At 69.7% G+C, this 22,989-nt stretch carries 16 protein-coding genes and 1 tRNA gene; 11 read left to right on the top strand and 6 right to left on the bottom strand.

Annotated features, from left to right (window positions below):
* Positions 1 to 2 precede the first annotated feature (2 nt).
* The 4 genes from H566_RS26460 (at position 3) to H566_RS0119415 (ending at position 3,842) form a co-directional block, all read left to right on the top strand.
* Positions 3 to 1,079: an ABC transporter permease gene (locus H566_RS26460; protein ID WP_051379023.1), complete on the top strand. Its 1,077-nt coding sequence runs from the start codon at positions 3 to 5 to the stop codon at positions 1,077 to 1,079.
* Entirely contained in the window at positions 1,076 to 2,002 is a 927-nt protein-coding gene (locus tag H566_RS0119425; protein ID WP_028312747.1) for an ABC transporter permease, read from the top strand. The genes H566_RS26460 and H566_RS0119425 overlap by 4 nt, the downstream gene beginning before the upstream one ends.
* A 13-nt stretch (positions 2,003 to 2,015) precedes the next feature.
* Complete coding sequence (gene guaD / locus H566_RS0119420) at positions 2,016 to 3,356, top strand: guanine deaminase (RefSeq protein WP_028312746.1); 1,341 nt, start codon at positions 2,016 to 2,018, stop codon at positions 3,354 to 3,356.
* 174 nt (positions 3,357 to 3,530) lie between these two features.
* Positions 3,531 to 3,842 carry an H-NS histone family protein gene (locus tag H566_RS0119415; protein ID WP_028312745.1) on the top strand — a complete coding sequence of 104 codons (312 nt, stop codon included), beginning with the start codon at positions 3,531 to 3,533 and terminating at the stop codon, positions 3,840 to 3,842.
* 14 nt (positions 3,843 to 3,856) lie between these two features.
* Here H566_RS0119415 and H566_RS29210 read toward each other — a convergent pair whose 3' ends face one another.
* From H566_RS29210 to H566_RS27755, 3 genes are all read right to left on the bottom strand, one after another.
* The gene (locus tag H566_RS29210; protein ID WP_156924504.1) at positions 3,857 to 4,045 is read right to left on the bottom strand and encodes a hypothetical protein; all 189 of its coding nucleotides are present in this window, start codon (positions 4,043 to 4,045) and stop codon (positions 3,857 to 3,859) included.
* A 30-nt stretch (positions 4,046 to 4,075) separates the two neighbouring features.
* A tRNA-Arg gene (locus tag H566_RS0119410) sits at positions 4,076 to 4,150 on the bottom strand.
* Between the two features lie 195 nt (positions 4,151 to 4,345).
* Entirely contained in the window at positions 4,346 to 7,549 is a 3,204-nt protein-coding gene (locus tag H566_RS27755; protein ID WP_051379022.1) for an ATP-binding protein, read from the bottom strand.
* Between the two features lie 263 nt (positions 7,550 to 7,812).
* Here H566_RS27755 and H566_RS0119400 point away from each other — a divergent pair, with 263 nt between their 5' ends.
* The 6 genes from H566_RS0119400 (at position 7,813) to H566_RS0119375 (ending at position 19,679) form a co-directional block, all read left to right on the top strand.
* A complete protein-coding gene (locus H566_RS0119400) occupies positions 7,813 to 9,843 on the top strand; it encodes an ATP-binding cassette domain-containing protein (RefSeq protein ID WP_028312744.1) in 2,031 nt (676 codons plus the stop codon).
* Between the two features lie 258 nt (positions 9,844 to 10,101).
* Positions 10,102 to 12,096 (top strand): DNA topoisomerase IV subunit B, encoded by a 1,995-nt coding sequence (locus H566_RS0119395; protein WP_028312743.1) that lies wholly within the window; start codon positions 10,102 to 10,104, stop codon positions 12,094 to 12,096.
* 176 nt (positions 12,097 to 12,272) lie between these two features.
* Complete coding sequence (locus tag H566_RS0119390) at positions 12,273 to 13,841, top strand: methyl-accepting chemotaxis protein (RefSeq protein ID WP_028312742.1); 1,569 nt, start codon at positions 12,273 to 12,275, stop codon at positions 13,839 to 13,841.
* Positions 13,842 to 14,318: 477 nt separating this feature from the next.
* Entirely contained in the window at positions 14,319 to 15,887 is a 1,569-nt protein-coding gene (locus H566_RS26450) for a methyl-accepting chemotaxis protein (protein ID WP_034412256.1), read from the top strand.
* 44 nt (positions 15,888 to 15,931) lie between these two features.
* Complete coding sequence (locus H566_RS0119380; RefSeq protein WP_028312741.1) at positions 15,932 to 16,957, top strand: tRNA dihydrouridine synthase; 1,026 nt, start codon at positions 15,932 to 15,934, stop codon at positions 16,955 to 16,957.
* Positions 16,958 to 17,153: 196 nt separating this feature from the next.
* Positions 17,154 to 19,679 carry a DNA topoisomerase IV subunit A gene (locus H566_RS0119375; protein ID WP_028312740.1) on the top strand — a complete coding sequence of 842 codons (2,526 nt, stop codon included), beginning with the start codon at positions 17,154 to 17,156 and terminating at the stop codon, positions 19,677 to 19,679.
* Positions 19,680 to 19,753: 74 nt separating this feature from the next.
* Here H566_RS0119375 and H566_RS0119370 read toward each other — a convergent pair whose 3' ends face one another.
* Positions 19,754 to 20,548 carry a DUF2189 domain-containing protein gene (locus H566_RS0119370; protein WP_051379021.1) on the bottom strand — a complete coding sequence of 265 codons (795 nt, stop codon included), beginning with the start codon at positions 20,546 to 20,548 and terminating at the stop codon, positions 19,754 to 19,756.
* A gap of 123 nt (positions 20,549 to 20,671) precedes the next feature.
* On the opposite strand from H566_RS0119370, the gene H566_RS26445 reads away from it, so the two are divergent.
* Positions 20,672 to 21,838: an MBL fold metallo-hydrolase gene (locus H566_RS26445; RefSeq protein WP_051379020.1), complete on the top strand. Its 1,167-nt coding sequence runs from the start codon at positions 20,672 to 20,674 to the stop codon at positions 21,836 to 21,838.
* Positions 21,839 to 21,929: 91 nt separating this feature from the next.
* Here the strand turns inward: H566_RS26445 and H566_RS0119360 are convergent, their stop codons facing one another.
* On the bottom strand, positions 21,930 to 22,385 hold the full coding sequence (locus H566_RS0119360) for a RidA family protein (RefSeq protein ID WP_028312738.1): 456 nt from the start codon (positions 22,383 to 22,385) through the stop codon (positions 21,930 to 21,932).
* Between the two features lie 180 nt (positions 22,386 to 22,565).
* A complete protein-coding gene (locus tag H566_RS0119355; protein WP_028312737.1) occupies positions 22,566 to 22,988 on the bottom strand; it encodes a type 2 periplasmic-binding domain-containing protein in 423 nt (140 codons plus the stop codon).
* Between the last annotated feature and the right edge of the window lies 1 nt (position 22,989).

Raw genomic sequence — 22,989 nt, 5'->3', positions numbered from 1 at the left:
TCATGGGCCTGGGCTCGCCGCTGATCGCGGCCGCGCTCACGCTCGTGTCGGGCTATCTGCTGTTCACCGCACTCGGCACCTCGCCGGGCGAGGCCTTCTACGTCTTCTTCGTCAAGGCGTTCACGAGCGAGTACGGGCTGGGCGAACTCGCGCTCAAGTCCACGCCGCTGATCCTGTGCGCGATCGGCCTCGCGGTCGGCTTCCGCGCCAATGTGTGGAACATCGGTGCCGAGGGCCAGCTCACGATCGGCGCGCTCGCGGGCGCCTGGGTCGGGCTGTTTTCGGGCATCGACGGGCCGCTGACGATGCCGCTCATGCTGCTGGCGGGCGCGCTCGGCGGCATGGCATGGGCCGCGATCCCGGCCTTCCTGCGCACGCGCTTCAACACGAGCGAAATCCTCGTGAGCCTGATGCTCGTGTACGTCGCGCGGCTGCTGCTGCTCTTCCTCGTGCACGGGCCGTGGCGCGATCCGGACGGCTTCAACTTTCCGCAGTCGGCCATGCTCGGCGATTCGGCCACGCTGCAACCGCTGGTCGAGGGCACGCGCGTCAACGGCGCGCTGGTGCTCGCGCTGGTCATCGTGCTGGCGGTGTGGTTCTTCGTCGCCAAGACGCTCGCGGGCTATCGCATGAGCGTCGCCGGCCTGGCGCCCGCCGCCGCGCGCTACGCCGGCTTCAGCGAGAAGAAGAACGTCTGGCTCGCGCTGCTGCTCAGCGGCGCGACAGCGGGTCTCGCCGGCATCGCCGAGGTGGCCGGCCCGATCGGCCAGCTCCAGCCGCAGATTTCTCCGGGCTATGGCTTCGCCGCGATCATCGTCGCCTTCGTCGGGCGGCTGCATCCGGTGGGCATCGTGCTGGCGAGCGTGCTGATGTCGCTGCTTTATCTCGGCGGCGAATCGGCGCAGATGGAATTGCAATTGCCCAATGCAATTACCGGCCTGTTCCAGGGCGTATTGCTTTTCTATCTGCTCGCGGCCGATCTGTTCATCAATTTCCGCCTCGTGCGCAAGGCGGCGTCAAAGGCCGTCGCCGCGCCTGTCACCGCGCCCGTCGCAGTCACCCCGAAGGACGCCGCATGAGCGCCGACACCCTCATCCCCATCGTCGTCAGCAGCGTCGGCGCCGCGACGCCGCTCATCTATGCCGCCACCGGCGAACTCGTGGTCGAGCGCAGCGGCGTGCTCAATCTGGGCGTGGAAGGAATGATGCTGGCCGGCGCGATCGGCGCCTTCGCGGCCACGGTCACGACCGGCAGCCTCGCGCTCGGCCTGCTGGCGGGCATGGCCTGCGGCATGGCGCTCGCGCTGCTGTTCGGCGTGCTCACGCTCTCGCTCCAGACCAACCAGGTGGCGACCGGCCTCGCACTCACGCTGTTCGGCGTCGGGCTGTCGGCGTTTGCCGGGCGCGATTACGTCGGCAAGGTGGTCGAGGGCATGGGCGGCATCTCGATTCCGGTGCTGAGCGACATCCCGGTACTCGGGCCGCTGCTGTTCCGCTTCGACCTGCTGGTGTACGGCTCGATCGCGCTCGCCGGCGCGACGCACTGGTTCCTCAACCGCACGCGCGCCGGGCTGATCGTGCGCGCGGCGGGCGAATCGCCGTCCACCGCGCATGCGATCGGCTTCAAGGTGATTTCCATCCGCTATCTGTGCGTGCTGTTCGGCGGCGCGATGAGCGGGCTGGCGGGCGCCTATCTGTCCTGCGCGCTCACGCCGATGTGGATCGAGGGCATGACGGCCGGGCGCGGCTGGATTGCGCTCGCGCTGGTCGTATTCGCCACCTGGAAGCCCTGGCGGGTACTGCTCGGCGCCTATTTGTTCGGCGGCGTGACGGTGCTGCAATTCCATGCCCAGGGATTCGGACTTTCGATTCCTTCCGAATTCCTCTCGATGCTGCCTTACCTCGCCACCATCGTCGTGCTCGTCATCATTTGCCGCGACCCGAAGATCATTCTTCTCAATCAGCCGGTGTCGCTCGGCAAACGCTTTCATCCCGATGCTTGAAGGGGCTGCAAACATGACTTCAAGGTCAGAAAGCGCGGGCAAGCCCCGCGCTTTTCGTTCGTCCATCCTGCATTGCCTGAAGGCACCCGGCGCGCGCGGCGCCGACGGATTGCCCGATGGCGTCGAATACTTTGAGGACGGCGTGCTCGTCGTCGAAAACGGCCATGTGGTCGAAGTCGGTCCCGCCCATGCATTGCTTGCACGTCTGGGTGACATCGAAGTTGTCGATCAGCGCGGCAAGCTGATTCTTCCGGGATTCGTCGACGGGCATATCCATTCGCCCCAGGTCGATGTGATCGCCTCATACGGCACACAACTGCTCGACTGGCTTGAACGTTACACATTTCCGTCCGAGCAATCGTTTGCGCGACTCGAGCACGCGCGAGAAACCAGCCGCTTCTTTCTCGATGAACTGTTGCGCAACGGCACCACGACAGCAGTCGTATTCGCCACCGTTCATGAGCATTCGGTCGATGCGCTGTTCGAGCTCGCACAGGCGCGGCAAATGCGCCTGATTGCCGGCAAGGTACTGATGGATCGCAATGCGCCGGCCGCGCTAACCGATACGGCCGCCAGCGGCGAAGCCGAAACGCGCGCCCTCATCGAGCGCTGGCATGGCCGCGACCGGCTTTCCATCGCGATCACTCCGCGCTTCGCAATCACATCGACGCCGGCCCAGCTCGAAAGTGCGGGCCGGCTCGCACGTGAATTTCCGGACGTTTACATTCAGACCCATGTGGCTGAAAACCACGCCGAGATTGCCGCCGTGCGCGATCTATTCCCCGATTCGCGCAGTTATGTGGACGTGTATGACCGTGTCGGCCTGCTGCGCGAACGCGCGTTGTACGGCCATTGCGTGCATCTCGACGCTGCCGATCGGCGCCGCATGGCGCAAACCGGCGCGGTCGCCGTGCATTGCCCGACGTCGAATCTCTTTCTCGGCAGCGGATTGTTCGATTTCGACGCCGCCGCGGCCGACGGCATGGCCGTGTGCGTGGGCAGCGACGTGGGGGGCGGCACCTCCTACAGCATGCTTCGCACGCTTTCTGAGTCCTACAAGATCGGCCAATTGAAAGGCACTTCGCTCAGCGCCTTCGATTTGCTGCATTTGGGCACGCTGGCCGGCGCGAAGGCACTTGGCGTCGCCGATCGCATCGGCCGATTCGTTCCGGGTGCCGAAGCTGATTTCATCGTGATCGATTGGGCCGCCACGCCGGTACTGCTGCGTCGCAGCGGCATCGCGCAAACCATCGAGGAAAAGCTGTTTGCCCTTGTGATGCTTGGCGATGACCGCGCGATCTCGGCCTGTCATGTACTGGGCGAAAACCGGCTTTCTCCAACGACTGCTCGGTAGTCGCCCCGATTGTCGTTCGCGTCGGGCAAACGGCTTGCCCGATGTGAAACGACTCAATTAGCCGTGAATCGGGATTTGCAACAAATGAATAGGAGTCCGGCTTGCACAATTGCGAGGCTGTTGTGCTATTTTCCGCCCGTCAAACTTTTTTGCCACGGGAAAGAGGAGTACCACATGCCCACCTACGCCGAACTCCAGGCCCAAATCGCCAGGCTCCAAGAAGAAGCTGATGCCGTTCGCAAGACTGAACTGCAAAACGTCATTAGCGAAGTCAAGGCCAAGATCAAGGAATACGGCCTGAGCGCAAAGGATCTCGGTCTCGTCGGTGGCACGCCCGCCCCGGTGGCCAAGCGTGAAGCCGGTTCCGGCTCGGTTGCCAAGTACAAGGGTCCGGAAGGCCAGACCTGGAGCGGTCATGGTCGCAAGCCCAACTGGCTCAAGGACGCGCTCGCGGCCGGCAAGTCGATCGAAGAATTCGCAATCTGATTTCACGGCGGCGGTCAATCGGCGGCTTCCTTGCAGTCGCGCAGCAATCGCGGCGCGATTCCGGGCTTCCCGTCAGGAAAATCGATTGTTTCCGCCCGGTCATGAAATTGCCCGATATCCGTCGTTGATTCGCCGAGGCATTGGCTGAAATCGATGGGCGGCAGCCGATCGAAGGTCGGGCAGCAAGAAAAAGGGGCGGTCACGTGACAACGTGACCGCCCCTTTGCATTTGCTGGTCCCTCCGACAGGAATCGAACCTGTATCTGGCGCTTAGGAGGCGCCCGTTCTATCCATTGAACTACGGAGAGAGCACCCGGCGGAGCAAGCCGCGATCCGCAGGGCCGCAGAGTATAGCCAAGAGATCGTTGAATTCCGTCGCGCTGGCGTAATTCGGCGGAATCGGTAACAGCGCCCCGAGTCGCTAGTGATCGCCCGTCGTGGCGGATTGGCCGGCGCGTTCGGGTGGATTCCGTCTGGCACCGCCAAATTGCGGGCGGTCCGGTTCAGGCGTCGCGCGAGGTCCAGCGCAACAGGGTCGCCACCAGTTCGTCGGGCCGGAAGGGCTTGGCGACATGGTCGTTCATGCCGGCGTCGAGGCAGCTGGCGCGGTCCTCGGCATAGGCGTTGGCGGTCATCGCGATGATCGGCAGCCGTTCGCGGCCGGGCAGCCGGCGGATCTGGCGCGTGGCGCCGAGACCGTCGAGTCGCGGCATCTGCACGTCCATGAGCACGGCGTCGAAGCCGTGCTCGCGTGCGAGGGCGACGGCGACGATGCCGTCCTCGGCGACGGTCACGCGGGCGCCGGCCTGGCGCAACAGTTCGGTCGCAACCAGGCGGTTGAGTTCGTTGTCCTCGGCGAGCAGCAGGTCGAGGCCGGCCAGGGGCGGCGTGGGGGCCGGGAGCGGCGCCGCGCCTGCATCGGGTGGACGAGTGGCGTGGCAGGCGCCGTCGGCGGGCGGATGCGGCGCGTTGCCGGCGCAGTCGTGGGACGCGCCGTTGTCGGCCTCCGCATCCCGGTCGCGCCGCCCGGCGATCGCGGCGAGGTCGAGGTCGCCGCCGGCGGCGCCCGCGATCGTGGCCGCGCCGAACGCCGGCGCAAAGGGCAGCTCGACCCAGAAGCGGCTGCCCCGGTCCGGCTGGCTGTCGGCGCCGATACGTCCGCCCATCAGTTCGGCTAGGCGCTTGCTGATCGCAAGGCCGAGGCCGGTGCCGCCGTAGCGGCGGGTGGTGGAGGCGTCGGCCTGCTCGAACATGCGGAACAGCCGCGCGAGCTGCTCGGGCGCGATGCCGATGCCGGTGTCGCTCACTTCGAGCCGCAGCCAGAGGCGGTCGTCGGCGGCGTCCGGCGCGATGCGCAGCAGCTTCACCGTCACGCCACCGTGCTCGGTGAACTTGACCGCGTTGGACACGAAGTTGAGCAGGATCTGCCCGAGCCGCAGCGCGTCGCCGTGCAGCCAGTCGGGCAGGGCGGGGTCGATCTCGACCTGAAGCGCGAGACCGCGCGCCTCGGTCTGGGCCTGCATGAGCCGCAGGATCTGGCCGGCGACCACGCGCGGCGCGAAATCGGCGCAGGAGAGCGCGAGCTTGCCGGCCTCGATCTTCGAGATGTCGAGGATGTCGTTGATGAGCGCGAGCAGCCGGTTGGCCGCCTCGGCGATCTGGTCGAGCCGCTGGCGCGGCGGGCCATTGCCGATCTGGGCCCGCAGCAGGTGGGTGAGGCCGAGGATCGCGCTCATGGGCGTGCGGATCTCGTGGCTCATGTTGGCGAGGAAGCGCGTCTTGGCGCGGCTGGCCTGCTCGGCTTCCTCGCGCGCGCGCTCGGCTTCGGCGCGGGCGTGCTCGGCGTCGGCGCGCGCCTGGTCGAGCGCGGCGGTGCGTACGCGCACGAGGTCGGCCAGATGCTCGCGGTGGCGCGCGAGTTCGGCCTCGGCGGCGAGTCGCGCGGCGCGGGCGCGCAGCACACTCACGCCGTGGGCCACGTCGGCCGCAAGCCGCGTGAGCAGCGCCATCTCCTCGACGCCGAAGGCCTCGGGTTCGCGCGAATGGATCGACAGCACGCCGCGCTCGCCTTCGAAGGCGAGCGGCAGCGCGACCGACGAGCGCATGCCGGCCGCGACGATGCGGGCGCGCCAGACCTCGGTGACGGGTTCGCGCGCGAGGTTCTCGTCGATGTGCGGCCGGTCGCCGCGCAGCGCCTCGCCGACCGGACCGCGTCCCGAGTCGTGGCCGGCGTCCCAACTCAGCTCGGTGCCGTCGAGGTAGTCGCTGCCGGCGCCGGCGCGCGCCAGCAGCCGGATGCGCCGCTCGGGTGCCGGGCCGGCCATGCCGACCCAGGCCATGCCGTAGCCACCCAGCTCGACGACGATGCGGCACAGGCCGGCGAGCAGGCCGGCCTCGTCGGGCTCGTCCACCAGCGCGCGGTTGCAGGCATTGAGCACTTCGAGCGCGCGCCGGCTGCGCCGCATGTCCTGCTCGGCGCGGCGCAGCGCGGTGATGTCGCGCGACACGCCGAGCACGCCGATGAGCTGGCCGTCGGCGTCGCGCATCGGCGTCTTGATGGTCTGGAGCAGGCGCTGGTCGCCGTCGGCGACATGGAGGACCGATTCCTCGCTCGTGAGCGGCCGGCCGGCGGCGATCACTTCGAGATCGCGCTCGCGGTAGCTCCGGGCCTCGGCGGTCGGGACGAGGTCGAAATCGGTGCGGCCGACGATCTGCTCGGGCGCCACGCCGCAGCGCCGGCCGAATTCGGGATTGCAGGCGAGAAAGCGGCCGTCGAGATCCTTGAGCCAGACCAGATCCGGAATGGTGGCGATGAGCGTCCCGAGCTGGGCTTTCTCACGTGCGAGTTCGGCGGTGCGCTCGCGCACGCGGCGGCGCAGCGTCGTGGTCCACACCGCCAGCACGATGCCCGCCAACGCCAGCCCGGCCAGTCCGTAGACCGCCGCCTTGAGCCAGTACACCGGCGTCAGGCGCCGGCCGAGCCAGCGTTCGCGCACCGCGTGGCTGGCTTCGGACGGGATGCGCGCGAAGCCGTCGTTGACGAGTTCGAGCATCGCCTCGTTGCCCTTCGCCACCACGCGGTGGAAACGGCCGAGCCGCATCATGAACGCGAGCCGGTAGTCCTGATCGAGCCGCTCGCGGTACAGCAGGAAGTTGGCCGACGACTCGTCCATGCAGAACACCTTCACCTCGCCCGAGGCGGCGGCGGCGATCATCGCGTCGTAGGTCGGGTAGGTGGCGACGGTTTCGACGCCGGCGTCGATCAGGTCGCTGGCGCAGGCGGCGCCGGCCCTGGCGGCGACCAGAAAGCCGTGCAGCCCGCGGGTGTCGGTGATGCCGCCGATGCTGTTGTGGGTGTAGATGCTGAGCGGCACGTCCATGTAGGGCGGCGAGAAATCGAAGATGTCCTCGCGCGCCGGCGTGCGGAACACCTCGTCGATCACGTCCACCTTGCCGGCCGCGAGCAGCGGCTGGGAGCGGCCGAGCGGCATCGGCACGAACTCGACCGCGACGCCGGTGCGTTCCTCCCAGAGGTGCCAGTCGTCGATGACCAGCCCCTGCAATTCGCCGTCGCTGCCGCGAAACGCATAGGGCGGAGTGTTGTCGTCGAGCGCGACGCGGATGCGGGCAGGCGCCGCCAGCGCGAGCGCGGGGCCCGCCGCCAGCAGCAGCGCCGGCAGCAGGCGCTTCAGTCTGGTTGAACCCATCGCTCTTCTCTCTGCACGGATGTTTCCCTTGCCTGTTTCACACGCCAGTTGGCGCCCGTCGCGGCCGGCGCGTCCTGGCCGTCGGCCGAACGGCTGCTTCGGCCCTGACCGATCGAGTCATGGTTTTGCGCCCTCGTGGCGCCCGTCCGGCGGCGGGAGAGGACGCGCGAACCCCTGATGCATCGACGGCGGCCCCGCCGTGCGGCGCGGGGCAGCAGCGGAAAGCGAGCGATCATAGGCGGCTGCAAAAGGGCTTCTCATACATGGCACTACTGACACTCAACGACGCATCGCTGGCCTTCGGGCACTGGCCGCTGCTCGATCACACCGATTTTTCGCTGGAAGCGGGCGAGCGCGTCGGCCTCATCGGCCGCAACGGCACCGGCAAGTCGAGCCTGCTGCGCGTGCTGGTCGGCGACTCGGCGCTCGACGACGGCCAGCGCGTCGTGCAATCGGGCGCGCGCATCGCGCTCGTGGCGCAGGAGCCGGAGCTCGATCCCGAGCACACGGCGGCCGAGGCGGTCGCCGCCGGCCTGCCGGGCGCGGCGCTCATCACCGCGTATGAATCGGCGCTCGCCGCGCTCGACACCGCGCATGACGATCCGGCCGCGCTCGACCGCCTGAGCCACGCCCAGGCGGCGCTGGAGGCGGCCGGCGCCTGGGGCGCGGCGCACCGCGTCGAGGCCTGGCTCGGCCGGCTCGGCATCGCGGCGGGCACGAAGGTGGGCTCGATGTCGGGCGGGCAGCGCAAGCGCGTGGCGCTGGCGCAGGCGCTGGTGGCCGAGCCCGACGTGCTCATGCTCGACGAGCCGACCAACCATCTCGACTTCGCGGCAATCGCCTGGCTGGAGCAGCTGCTGGTCGAGCAGCCGGGTTTTCCGCCGGGCTTCTCGCTGGTGTTCGTGACCCACGACCGGCGCTTTCTCGACAAGGTGGCGACGCGCATCGTCGAGCTGGACCGGGGCAAGCTCGCGTCCTTCCCGGGCAACTTCGACGCCTATCGCCGCCGCAAGGCCGACATGCGCGAGGCCGAGGCGCTGGCCAACGCGCGCTTCGACAAGCTGCTGGCGCAGGAAGAGGTGTGGATCCGCAAGGGCGTGGAGGCGCGCCGCACCCGCAGCGTCGGCCGCGTGGCGCGGCTGGTGGAAATGCGCAAGGAGCGCGCCGACCGCCGCAATGCCCAGGGCAACGTGAAGCTGTCGATCGAGTCGGGCGAGCGTTCGGGCAAGCGCGTGGCCGAGCTGACGGGCGTGACCAAGCGCTTCGGCGAGCGGACGATCGTGCGCAACCTCGACCTCGCGCTGATGCGCGGCGACAAGCTCGGCATCCTCGGCGACAACGGCGCGGGCAAGACGACGCTGCTGCGGCTCATCCTCGGCGAGCTGGCGCCCGATGAGGGCAAGGTCAAGCTCGGCACCGGCCTGCGCGTCGCCTACTTCGACCAGATGCGCGCCGCGCTCGATCTCGAGAAGTCGCTGCGCGACACGATCGCGCCGGGCAGCGACTACGTCGAGATCGGCACCGAGCGCAAGCACGTCATGAGCTATCTCGGCGACTTCCTGTTCGCGCCGGCGCGCGCCAATTCGCCGGTCAAGAGTCTGTCGGGCGGCGAGCGCAACCGGCTACTGCTGGCGCGGCTGTTCGCCCAGCCGGCCAATCTGCTGGTGCTGGACGAGCCGACCAACGACCTCGACATCGAGACGCTGGAACTGCTGGAGGAACTGCTGCTCGACTACGACGGCACCGTGCTGATCGTGTCGCACGACCGCGCCTTCATCGACGAGGTGGTCACGCAATGCGTGCTGGCCGAGGGTGACGGCCGCTGGAGCGAATACGTGGGCGGCTGGGCCGATGTGGAGCGCGCGCGCGGCGGCATGGTGGTGACGGCCGATCCGCGCGCCGACAAGACCCTCGCGCCCGGCAAGGCCGAGGCCGCGACCAAGGCCGGCGCGGCCCAGGGCGGCAAGGGCGCGGAGGCGGGCGCGGGCAACGGTGGCAGCGCGGGCGGCGCCGCGGGCAATGCCACGGCCAGCGGCGGCGCGGCGGGCAACGCGGCACGTCCGCGCGTCAAGCTCTCGTACAAGGAGCAGCGCGAACTCGACACCCTGCCCGCCGGCATCGAGGCGATGGAGGCCGAGCAGACCCGCCTCCAGGCGATGCTGGCCGATCCGGCCACCTATGCAAGCCGCGCGGCGGAAATCCCCGCGCTCACGGCCGAACTCAGCGCGCTCGGCGAGAAGCTCGAGGCCGCCATCACCCGCTGGGCGGAACTGGAAGAGCGCGCCGGCGGCTGACTAGAATGAAACCGCCCCGGCCGACCCGGCCTGGCACGTGAAATGCTCGCCCCGCTTGCCAGATGACTGTGTCAAGGGGGGCAAACGCCCGCGAAGCCCGGATTCGGTGCCGCAGCAACCGCCGCGCGCCGCATGCCGAAAAACTGGGCAAACCAGCGCAAGCCAGCAACGGCGCGGCTTGCGGGCGAGTCAAGTCCCTCTTTGTTCACAAGAATTGTGAATAACTTGAGGCTCCCGATTTCTCATGATGTGAATTGAATGGCTGACCGTTCCCCCCGAAATCCGCAGACCAGCGACTACAGCGAAGCCTCGATCAAGGTCCTCAAGGGCCTCGAACCGGTCAAGCAGCGGCCGGGCATGTACACCCGCACCGAAAACCCGCTGCACATCGTCCAGGAGGTGATCGACAACGCGGCCGACGAATGCCTCGGCGGCTTCGGCAAGCGCATCGATGTCACGCTCAACGCCGACGGCAGCATCACCATCGACGACGAGGGCCGGGGCATTCCGGTCGGCATCCATCCGGAGGAGGGCGTCTCGACGGTCGAGATCGTCTTCACGCGGCTGCATGCGGGCGGCAAGTTCGACAAGGGTTCGGGCGGTGCCTACAGCTTTTCGGGTGGCCTGCACGGCGTGGGCGTGAGCGTGACCAATGCGCTCTCGACGCGGCTGGAAGTGACGGTGTTCCGCGACGGCAAGGTGCACAGCCTCGTGTTCTCGGGCGGCGACGTGATCGTGCCGCTCGGCTCGCGTCCGGCCGGCGCCGGCGACCGCCGGCAGGGCACGCGCGTCACGGTCTGGCCCGACCCCAAGTATTTCGACTCGCCCGTCATCCCGCTCGGCGAGCTGGAACGGCTGCTGCGCTCCAAGGCCGTGCTGCTCGCGGGCGTGAAGACCACGCTGCGCCGCGCGAGCGGCGAGCTGAAGGAGTGGTTCTACAAGGAGGGCCTCAAGGGCTATCTCGACCAGACGCTCGCGGGTTCGGGCGCGAGCGAGCCGCTGATCCCGGTGTTCGGCGCCGAGGGCTTCGCCGGGCCGAACGACGACAGCTTCGCCCAGGGCGAGGGCGCGCAATACGTGGTGGCCTTCTGCGAGGAAGGGCCGATCGTGCGCGAGAGCTTCGTCAACCTCATCCCGACGCCGGCCGGTGGCACGCATGAAAGCGGGCTGCGCGAAGGGCTGTTCGGCGCGGTCAAGAGCTTCATCGAGATGCATGCGCTGCTGCCCAAGGGCGTCAAGCTCATGCCGGAAGACGTGTTCGCGCGGGCGAGCTTCGTGCTGAGCGCCAAGGTGCTCGACCCGCAGTTCCAGGGCCAGACCAAGGAGCGGCTCAATTCGCGCGACGCGGTGCGGCTGGTGGGCAGCTTCGCGCGGCCGGCGCTGGAGCTGTGGCTCAACGAGCATGTGGACTACGGCCGCAAGCTGGCCGAGCTGGTCATCCGCCAGGCGCAGTCGCGCATGCGCGCCGGCCAGAAGATCGAGAAGCGCAAGACCTCGGGCGTTGCGGTGCTGCCCGGCAAGCTGACCGATTGCGAGACCACCGACATCGCGCGCAACGAGCTCTTCCTGGTGGAAGGCGACTCGGCCGGCGGCAGCGCCAAGATGGGCCGCGACAAGGAGTACCAGGCGATCCTGCCGCTGCGCGGCAAGGTGCTGAACAGCTGGGAAACCGAGCGCGACCGCCTCTACGCCAACAATGAAATCCACGACATCGCGGTGGCGCTCGGCGTCGATCCGCACGGCCCCAACGATTCGCCCGACCTGGGCGGCCTGCGCTACGGCAAGGTCTGCATCCTGAGCGACGCCGACGTGGACGGCGCCCACATTCAGGTGTTGCTGCTCACGCTGTTCTATCGCCACTTCCCCAAGCTGATCGAGCGCGGCCATGTGCATGTGGCGCGTCCGCCGCTGTTCCGCGTCGATGCGCCGGCGCGCGGCAAGAAGCCGGCGCAGAAGCTCTACGCGCTCGACGAGAGCGAACTGGAATCCATCCTCGACAAGCTGCGCAAGGACGGCGTTAAGGACACCGCCTGGCAGATCAGCCGCTTCAAGGGCCTGGGCGAGATGAACGCCGAGCAGCTCTGGGACACGACCATGAATCCCGACACGCGCCGCCTGCAAGCCGTCGCGCTCGGCGACCTCGACGCCGGCGCCACCGACGGCGTGATGAACATGCTCATGGGCAAGGGCGAGGCGAGCGCGCGCCGCGCCTGGCTCGAAGAGCACGGCAACGAGGCCGAGGCCGACATCTGAGCCGAACCGTCGCCCTTGGCGTCATGGGATAAGCCGCGAACTGGCGGGCCGCGATGGCCCTGCTCGCGTGAATGCCGGCCTGTAGTGTGAGTGGAAACTAACGTACAGGTCGGCGTCGAGTGCTCGGGGGAGCGCCTGTCGACCGTGCCCATAACAAACGACAGGAGACGGCACTCGTGGGATGGCTCAATCAATTCAAGCTTTCACGGCGTCTGGCGCTGGGCTTCGGCCTCGTGCTGGCGCTCTGCATGGCCATCGTCGCGGTGGCCTGGGTGCAGATCGCGGCCATCGGCGCGGCGGCCACCAATCTCGGCGGCAACACCGTGCCGTCGCTCACGCTGATGGCCAACATGCGCGATGGTTTGAGCACGGCGCGACGCGCCGAGCTGCGCTTCGCACTGGCCGATGACCAGACCGTCCGCGCCAGCACCGACGAGCAGCGCGCCAAGGCCTGGAAGACGTTCGACGAGAACTACGAGAAGTACGGCCGCACCGCGATCAGCGACGACAAGGACCGGGAGCTCTGGCAGTCGGTCGGCAAGCTCGCCGCCGACTACCGCCGCCTGTCGACCTCGCTGCGCGATGAACTCGTCGCCGCCGATGCCGACCCCGCGCGCGCCGAGGCGCTGCGCAACCAGGTCAATTCCGGCCCCGTGCTCAAGGCGGTGAACGAGGCGCTACAGGCGATCGAGACCGACTGGGAATACAACCTCAAGCTGGCGGACGAGGCCGTGGCCCAGGCCAAGCGCGCCGACGCGATGGCGCGTACCGCGATGGTGGTGGCCGCCGCGCTGGCGCTGCTCATCGGCATCGGCGCGACGCTTGCCATCACGCGTTCGATCGTCGTGCCGCTGCGCGAGGCGGTGGACGCCGCCAACCGCGTCGCCGACGGCGACCTGACGGTGCGCCTGCATGCCTCGGGCAGCGATGAACTGGCCGATCTGGCCCGCGCCCAGCAAACCATGATCCAGAACCTGAGCACGCTGATCGGCCGCCTCAAGCAGGCGTCGCTGCAGATCGAGACCGGCGCGGGCGAGGTGGCGGCGGGCAGCATCGACCTCTCGTCGCGCACCGAGGAGCAGGCCGCGAGCCTGGAGCAATCGTCGGCCTCGCTCGAGGAACTGACCGGGACGGTCAAGCAGAACGCCGAGCACGCGGTGCAGGTGACGCAGCTGGCCGATGACGCGAGCAATGTCGCGGCGCGCGGCGGCGCGGCGGTGCGCGAGGTGGTGTCGGTGATGCAGGAGATCGAGGCTTCGTCGCGGCAGGTGGAGGCGATCGTCGGCGTGATCGACGGCATCAGCTTCCAGACCAACATCCTGGCGCTGAACGCGGCCGTGGAAGCGGCACGGGCGGGCGAGCAGGGGCGCGGCTTTGCCGTCGTCGCGGCCGAGGTCCGCACGCTGGCCCAGCGCAGCGCGCAGGCGGCCAAGGAGATCAAGGACCTGATCGGCACCGCCGCGGACAAGGTGAACCAGGGCGGTCAGCGGGTGACGGTGGCCGGCCAGACCATCGACGATGTGGTGAGTCGCGTCGAGAAGGTGGGCGGTCTGGTGCGCGAGATCGGCGCGGCGACGCGCGAGCAGACGGCCGGCATCGAGCAGGTGAGCCAGGCGGTGTCGCAGCTCGACGCGGTGACGCAGCAGAACGCGGCGCTGGTGGAGCAGAGCACGGCGGCGGCGGACAGCCTGAAGTCGCAGGCGAAGGAACTGGCGGCGGCGGTGGCGCAATTCCGCGTGGCTTGACGCGCGGGGGCTTCTTTTCGAGAACGGGGGCGGGAGCGGGTGGGGTTGGCGCGCTCGCCGAAGAGAGCGGCCGGCGTTGCCGGCTGCCCTCGCCATGCCGACGGGCGCCGGCCCGGTCCGCCAACTCGCCTTGCGCCCAGGGGCGCAAGGCTCAGACATGCGGACCTGAGCGCCTGCGGCGCTCGCCGGCGCCCGTCGGCATGACTCGGCGCTCCCAACGGCGAGCGCGCCAACCCCACCCGCTCCCGTCCCCTCGTGAATGCGGTGGCGCCCATTGGCCGCTGCGCGGCCTCGGGCTTGGGCTTGGGGCTGGAGCCATCTCCTGGTCGCCTTGCTGCGTCGTTGGCGGGCTTCTTCGTGAATCGTGGAACTGCCGTCTGGCGCCGAGCCTTCTCCGCTGATGGGCGGCTGCCGATTCCGGACATGCTTCCGGATTCGTCTCTGTGCCAGCCGCAGGACTCATGACCTGGAAACGCGATGAACTCGTTCAACCGCATACGTCTTTCGCAACGGCTCGCGCTCGGCTTCGGGCTCGTGCTGCTGCTGCTCGCCGCCATCGTCGGCGTCGCCTTGCTGCAGATGGGCAACATCGACGCGGCGGCGCGCGATGTGTCCGGCAATACCGTTCCGTCGCTGACCGCGCTCGCTCAGATGCGCGACGGCGTGAGCGGCGTGCGCCGCACCGATCTGCGCATCGCGCTGGCCGGCGACGAGAAGGGCCGCGCCACCGCCGATGCCGACCGCGACAAGCGCTGGAAGAGCTTCGTCGATGCCCATGCCGAATACGGCCGCGCCTACGTCAGCGACGACGAGGACCGTCGGCGCTGGGCGGCGATCGGCACCGCGGCCGAGGCCTACCAGCGCCACTGGCTGATGTTGCGCGCGGAACTGGCCGCCGCCACCGGCGATACCGACAAGCTCCAGGCCGTGCGCACGCGCATCGCCGAGGGTGATCTGCGCAAGGTGGCCGCCACGGTGCTCGACTCGGTCGAGGAGGACTGGCAGTACAACCTCAAGCTCAAGGACGAGGCGGTCGCGCGCGGCGCCGAGGCGATGACGGCGGCCACGCGGATGATGGTCGGGGCATCGGTGTTCGCGCTGCTCGCGGGCATTGCGGCGACGGTCGTCATCACGCGCTCGATCACGCGGCCGCTCGGCGCGGCCGTCGAGGTGGCGCGGCGGGTCGCGCACGGCGATCTCACGGTGCGCATCGACACGAGCGGCGGCGATGAACTCGCCGACCTCGCGCGCGAGCAGCAGGCGATGGTGGATTCGCTCTCGACGCTCGTCGGCTCGCTCAAGCAGGCGGCGACGCAGATCGAGACCGGCGCGGTCGAGGTCGCGGCCGGCAGCCTCGACCTGTCGTCGCGCACCGAGGAGCAAGCGGCGAGCCTCGAACAGTCGTCGGCCTCGCTCGAGGAGCTGTCGGGCACGGTGCGGCAGAACGCCGAGCATGCGAGTCAGGTGACCGGGCTGGCGGGCGAGGCGTCGGAAGTGGCCGAGCGCGGTGGCGCGGCGGTGCGCGACGTGGTGGCGGTGATGCAGGACATCGAAGCCTCGTCGCGGCAGGTGGAGGCGATCGTCGGCGTGATCGACAGCATCAGCTTCCAGACCAACATCCTGGCGCTGAACGCGGCCGTGGAAGCGGCGCGGGCGGGCGAGCAGGGGCGCGGCTTTGCCGTCGTCGCGGCCGAAGTCCGCACGCTGGCCCAGCGCAGCGCGCAGGCGGCCAAGGAGATCAAGGCGCTCATCGGCGCGGCCGCCGACAAGGTGAATGCCGGCGGCGAGCGCGTGAGCGTGGCGGGTCGCACGATCGACGACGTGGTCGATCGCGTGCAGCAGGTCGGCGGACTGATCCGCGAGATCGGCTCGGCCACGCGCGAGCAGACGGCGGGCATCGAGCAGGTGACGCTGGCGGTGAACCAGCTCGACGCGGTCACGCAGCAGAACGCGGCGCTCGTCGAGCAGAGCAGCGCCGCGGCCGACGCGCTCAAGGCGCAGGCGCGCCAGCTCAGCGAGGCGATCGCGCGGTTCCGCGTGGCCTGACGGGGCGGCGGGGCGCCCGCCCGCCGCTGCTACCCTCCCGCCCCATGCTTCTCCTCGCTCCCATGGAGGGCCTGCTCGACTGGGTCCTCCGCGACATCCTCACGCGCGCCGGCGGGCTCGACCGCTGCGTGTCCGAATTCATCCGCGTGACCGGCACGCTGCTGCCCGACCGCGCCTTCCGCCGCGTGATTCCCGAACTCGACCACGGCGGCCTCACGCCGGCCGGCGTGCCGGTGCGCGCCCAGCTCATGGGCTCCGACGCCGCCTGTCTCGCCGACAACGCCGCCGCCGTCGCGGCGCTCGGCGCGCACGGCGTCGATCTCAATTTCGGCTGCCCGGCCAAGGTCGTGAACCGCCACGGCGGCGGCGCCTCGCTGCTGACCGAGCCCGACCTGCTCCAGCGCATCGTCGAGGCGGTGCGCGCCGCGCTGCCGCCCGGGGTGCCGCTGTCGGCCAAGATGCGCCTCGGCTTCTGCGACGACACGCTCGCCGAGCGCTGCGCCCAGGCGATCGAGGCCGGCGGCGCGGAAGAACTCGTCGTCCACGCGCGGACCAAGGTCGAGCACTACCGCCCGCCCGCGCACTGGGACCGCGTCGCCGACGTGCGCGCCGCCGTGAAGCTGCGCGTGATCGCCAACGGCGACATCTTCACGGCCGACGACGCGCGCCGCTGCCGCGACATCTCGGGCTGCGCCGACCTCATGCTCGGGCGCGGCATCGTGTCCGACCCGGGGCTCGCGCTGAGCATCGCGCTGCCCGGCCATCGCGGGCTCGACTGGGCGGCGCTGCAACCGCTGCTCGCCGGCTTCTGGCTCGACGCAGCGAAGCTCACCGGCCGCGACCAGCGCGCGGGGCGGCTCAAGCAATGGCTCAACTTCCTGCGCCGCCGTCATCCCGAGGCCGAGGCGCTCTATCTCGCGACGCGCACGGTGCTCGACCCGGCCGAGCTGGAGCGCATCGTGTTCGGCGAGGGCGCGGTGGCCGCGCCGGTGCGTGGCGAGACGGAACTGCGCCTGCCCGCGCACATGCCGCTGCCCGCGACGGCCGCCGATGATCGTTCCGCCGCCTAGGCTGCGCCGCCGACAGCTCGGCGTGCGGCGCGCCGAGCGCCGCCACGGGCGCCCGGCTTCCGACCGTCGCGCGCCTCCCTGCCGCGTGTCAGCCGGCCAGCCGCGTCACCGCCGCGACCGCCCGCTTCACTAGAATCCGCCGCTTCGCATCCATCTGCCGGCCGCGCTTGCGTGGCCGGGTCGCCTTCACGATTCCATGACCGATCTGTTCACCTCTCAGCCCGCGTCCGATTCCGATGCGCTGACGCTCGCGCGCTTCGCCGAGCGCGCCTATCTCGACTACGCGATCAGCGTGGTCAAGGGCCGCGCGCTGCCCGACGTGGCCGACGGCCAGAAGCCCGTGCAGCGCCGCATCCTCTACGCGATGCGCGAGATGGGCCTCGGCTTTGCCGGCAACACCGGCGCCAAGCCGCGCAAGAGCGCGGCCGTCGTCGGCGACGTGCTCGGCAAGCTCCATCCGCACGGCGACACGAGCGTGTACGACGCCCTCGTGCGCATGGCCCAGGACTTCTCGCTGCGCTATCCGCTCATCGACGGCCAGGGCAACTTCGGCTCGCGCGACGGCGACGGCGCGGCGGCCATGCGCTACACCGAGGCGCGGCTGTCGCGCATCAGCAATCTGCTGCTCGACGAGCTGGACGAAGGCACGGTCGATTTCGCGCCCAACTACGACGGCACCTTCGACGAGCCGCGCCTGCTGCCCGCGCGGCTGCCGATGGTGCTGCTCAACGGCGCCTCGGGCATCGCCGTCGGCCTCGCCACCGAGATCCCGTCGCACAACCTGCGCGAGGTTGCCCAGGCGGCGGTCGCGATGATCCAGAAGCTGCCGCCGAGCGTGGTCGGCGGCGTGAGCCAGCTGTTCGGCACCGGCGAGGCGGTGCAGCTCGCGGCGAAGGCGGCCGGCCGCGACGGCGCCGGCTCGGCCGACGACGCCCGCTCGGTGCCGCTCGGCACCGACGGCCTGCCGCGCATTTCGGGCGACGACTCGCGCCTGATGCTTGCCGGCGCCGCGCTCGCCAGGGCCGCCGCCGAGATCGGCCTCGACGCGGTGATGGAGCACATCCCCGGGCCCGACTTCCCGGGCGGCGCCCAGCTCATCTCCTCGCCGGCCGACATCCGCGACACCTACGCGAGCGGTCGCGGCAGCCTCAAGCTGCGCGCGCGCTGGAAGATCGAAGACCTCGCGCGCGGCCAGTGGCAGCTGGTCGTGACCGAACTGCCGCCGGGCACCTCGGGCCAGAAGGTGCTGGAGGAGATCGAGGAGCTGACGAATCCCAAGATCAAGGCCGGCAAGAAGGCGCTCAGCCCCGAGCAGCAGCAGCTCAAGGCACAGATGCTCGGCCTGCTGGATGCCGTGCGCGACGAGTCGGGCAAGGCGGCGCCGGTGCGCCTCGTGTTCGAGCCCAAGAGCCGCAACATCGACCAGGCCGAGTTCGCCAACACGCTGCTCGCCCACACCTCGCTGGAGAGCAGCGCGCCGGTCAATCTGGTGATGGTCGGCCGCGACGGCCGGCCGCGGCAGAAGAACCTGGTCGAGATCCTGTCCGAATGGGTCGCCTTCCGCGTCGAGGTGGTGACGCGGCGCACCCACTTCCGGCTGCGCCGCGTCGATGCGCGCATCCACATCCTCGAAGGCCGGCTGATCGCCTTCCTCAACATCGACGAGGTCATCAAGGTCATCCGCGAGGCGGACGACCCGAAGGTCTCGCTGATGGAGCGCTTCAAGCTGAGTGAGATCCAGGCCGAGGACATCCTCGAAATCCGCCTGCGCCAGCTGGCGCGGCTGGAGCGCATCAAGATCGAGGGCGAGCTGGACGAGAAGCGCAAGGAGCGCGCGGGCCTCGCCGACCTGCTCGCCAATCCGGGCGCGATGAAGCGCGCGCTGGTGAAGGAGATCGAGGCCGACGCCAAGGCCTGCGGCGACGATCGCCGCACCCTCATCCAGGCCGACAAGCGCGCGAGCGTCGAGGTGAAGGTGGTGGACGAGCCGGTCACGGTCGTCATCTCCGACAAGGGCTGGCTGCGCGCGCGCCAGGGCCAAGGTCATGACAAGGCGCAGTTCACTTTCAAGGCCGGCGATTCGCTGTACGCGACCTTCGAGTGCCGCACGGTCGATACGCTCGTGGTGCTCGGCAGCAACGGCCGGGTCTACAACGTGGCGGTGTCGGCGCTGCCGGGCGCGCGCGGCGACGGCCAGCCCGTGACGAGCTTCATCGATCTCGAAAGCGGCTCGCGCGTCGCGCACATGCTGGTCGGGCCGGCGGAATCGGGCGTGGTGCTGGCTACGACGGCGGGCTACGGCTTCGCGGCCAAGCTCGGCGACATGACCACGCGCCAGCGCGCGGGCAAGAGCTACGTGACGATCGACGAGGGCGCCGAGCTGCTGCGCCCGCATCTGATCCTGCCGGGCCAGCGCATCGACCATGTGGCGGCGTTGTCGGCCAATGGCCGGCTGCTCGCCTTCGGCGCCGACGAACTCAAGCATCAGCCCGGCGGTGGCCGCGGCGTGACGCTCATCGATCTGGAACCGAAGGAGAAGCTGCTCGACGTGATCGCCTTCGCCCGCGCGGGCGGCGTGAGCGTGGTGGGCACGCTCGGCGGCAAGGAGCGCGTGGTGGACGTGAAGGCGAGCATCGACCTCTACATCGCCAAGCGCGGTCGCAAGGGCCGCGCGGTGGACGCGCGGCTCAAGACGGTGGACGGGCTCAGGCTGCCCGACTGACCGCGCCGCCGGCGCGCCCGGCGAGGGCGTCGGTGCCGACGGGCATCGACGCCCTTTTCATGCGTGCCGCCGGTTCAGCGCTGCGGCACCAGTTCGCGGTAGGCATGCCAGGAGGCATGGCCGACCAGCGGCGCGGTGACGATGAGCCCGAGGAAGCCGAACACCAGGCTGCTGCCGATCAGCAGCACGATCAGCGCCGCCCACAGATACATCGGCAGCGGATTGGCGAACAGCGCGCGCGCGCTCGTGAAGGCGGCAGTGAGGGTGTCGATGTCGCGGTCGAGCATCATCGGCACCGACACCACCGAGATCGCGAACGCGAGCGACGCGAACACGAAGCCGACCGCCATCCACACGCCCACGAACTCGAGGTTCTGGAAGCTGAACACCTGCATCAGCACGCCCGCGAGCGTCGGGAAGTCGGTGGTGGAGAACAGCGCGAAGATCACGATCGACACCCGCGCCCAGATGATCATCAGGAAGGTGAGCATCGCCGCGAAGAAGCCGATCGAACCCGGATTGCGCTTCCAGCACACGGCCGACGCGGCCAGCGACGGCTCCTCGCCGTGCTCGACCTGGCGGCTCAGCTCGTAGATGCCCGCGCACACGAACGGCCCCATCAGGAAGAAGCCCGCCGTCAGCCCCATGGTCAGCTGCCAGTGATGGGCATAGATGTCGTTGAGCGCCAGCCCCATGAAGGCGAACACGACGCCATAGGCCATGCCGAAGTAGCGCGTGTGCGCCATGTCGGCCGCTCCCTGTCGCAGCCATCGCAGCGGCGCGTCGAGCGTGACGCGCGCCGGTTCGTCGTTGGCGGCTGAGTGGTGGCCTGCGCCGATCGGCGCGTGGCTGTCGTGGGTCGTCAGCATGGTGTCCCTCCCATCGGTGAGCGGACCGCGGAGTCGATCCGCCAAAGCACCCTAGATTTGCTCGGGAATACCGTCAATCGGGACGCATCCCGGGGCGGTCACTCTCCGATAAGCTCGCCGCGCATGACGAAGACGCCCCCCTCCCAGGTGCGCGCCGCATGGCGCGCCGCGCTCTGTTCAGCGCTCGTGGCCGGCCTGCTGGCCGCCTGCGGCAGCGGCCATGAAGACCTGCGCCAGCGTGCCGGTACCGACCATTACGCCGACGGCCGCTTCCACAACCTGGACCGCGATTTCGCCCTGCCCGACACCTCGGACGTGCTCGCCTTCCAGTGGAGCCGCCTCACGCGCCACATGCCGGCGCCCACCACCGACATCACGCCGCTGGTGCCCGATCTCGGCTGGCTCCAGGGCAATCGCGCCGAGCCCTCGGCCACCTGGATCGGCCATGCGACGGTGCTGGTGCAGATCGCCGGCCTCAACGTGCTGACGGATCCGCAGTTCTCGCAGCGCGCCTCGCCGGTGCAATGGATGGGGCCGAAGCGCCTCGTGCCGCCCGCGATGTCGGTGGCCGAGCTGCCCGACATCGACGTGGTGCTGATCTCGCACTCGCACTTCGACCATCTGGACGAGGGCAGCATCCGCGCGCTCGCGGCAAAGGGCGATCCGCTCTTTCTCGTGCCGCTCGGGCTGGAGCCGCTGCTGCGCGAATGGGGCGCTCACCGCGTGCAGGCGCTCGACTGGAACGAGCAGACCGCCGTCACCGGCCGTCACGGCGTCGTGAAGTTCGATTGCGTGCCGGCGCGGCACTGGAGCCGTCGCGGCCTGTTCGACCGCGACCGCGCGCTGTGGGCGGGCTGGATGATGAGCGGACCGGATTTCCGCGTCTACTTCGCGGGCGACACCGGCTGGGACGAGTCGCTGTTCAACGCGCTCGGCGAGCGCTTCGCGCCGGTGGACATGGCGCTGCTGCCGGTCGGCGCCTACGAGCCGCGCGATTTCATGCGCAACCAGCACATCAATCCGGCCGAGGCGGTGAAGGTGTTCCAGGCCCTCGGCGCGCGGCGCGGACTGGGCATCCACTGGGCCACCTTCGATCTCTCGGACGAGGCGCCGGACGCGCCGCGCCGGGTGCTGCCGGCGGCGCTGCTCGCGGCCGGTCTGCCCGAGAACGCGATCGCGCTCACCCGGCCCGGCGAGACGCTGCGCCCGCGCGCGCCGGTGAGCATCGATCTGCGTGGCAAGTCGCCGCGCTATCCCAAGCGGCAATGGGCGAAGGGCGAGCCGCGCTGACGCCCGCGCCCGCCGTTGCCGGTCGGGCCTTGCGGCGCGGCGCCTGACGCCTCATCGGCCAGGCGCCGACGCCGTCAGGCAACAGGGCGTCTCAGGCCACTTCGGCGATCAGCTCGATCTCGACGCAGGCGCCGAGCGGGATCTGCGCCACGCCGAAGGCGCTGCGCGCATGCCGGCCCGATTCGCCGAACACCTCGGCCAGCAGCTCCGAGCAGCCGTTGGTGACGAGGTGCTGCTCGGTGAAGGCGGGCGTCGAGTTGACCAGCGACATCACCTTGACGATGCGCCTGACGCGATTGAGGTCGCCCAGATGCGCGTGCAGCGTGGCGAGCAGGTCGATGGCGACGCCGCGCGCGGCTTCCTTGCCCTGTTCGGTGCCCAGCTCGGCGCCGAGCTGGCCGACGACGACCTTGCCGTCCTTCTTGGCGATGTGGCCCGACAGGAAGACGAGGTTGCCGGTCTGCGCGGCCATCACGTAGGCGGCGGCGGGCGCGCCGGCCGAGGGGAGTTCGATGCCGAGGGCGGCAAGCTTGTCGTACACGCTCATGGGTGGCCTTTCGTGCGGAGGGAATGGAGCTGGCCGGCTCGGCCGGCGGGGCGGTCGAGCATAGCCCAAGGCCCCCGCGCCGCCCGGTCCGCGCGCGACCCGCGCCATGCCGCGGGCGACAGCGCCGGCCGGGGCGTCGCGCCGGTGACCGGCGGGCCGCGCCCGGCGTGGCCGCCGGCGTCAGGGCCGCGCGATCACGTTCAGCCCCGGCCTCAGCTCGGCCGCGTCGATGTAGCCGATCGCGCCCGGAGTCGCGCGCACGAAGTCGATCATCTCGGCACTGCCGCCGCCCAGTTCGCGCGGTGGCGCGCCCTTGCCAACATGGCGGCGCACGGTCCAGTAGGCGCCGTAGCGCTCGTCGGTGGTGCGCAGCCAGGTGGCGAGAAAGCGGCGTCGCAACGCGCTGCCGCCGGCCGCGTTCACGACCGTGACCGGCGTGCCCGCGACCTCGATCGAGCGTCCGGTGTAGAGCCGCTCGACCGTGTCGGCGTCGATCGGTGGCAGGCCGGGATGGCCGATGAGCAGCACCGGATCGTTCTCGGCCGCAAGCAGCGGCGTGCCCAGCATCAGCAGCGCGGTGAAGAGCCATGCAAGCGTTTTCATC

The organism is Derxia gummosa DSM 723 (assembly GCF_000482785.1).
GTDB classification, from domain to species: domain Bacteria; phylum Pseudomonadota; class Gammaproteobacteria; order Burkholderiales; family Burkholderiaceae_E; genus Derxia; species Derxia gummosa.
Note: the sequence above shows the minus strand (reverse complement) of the source record. Positions and strands in the feature narration are given on the sequence as shown.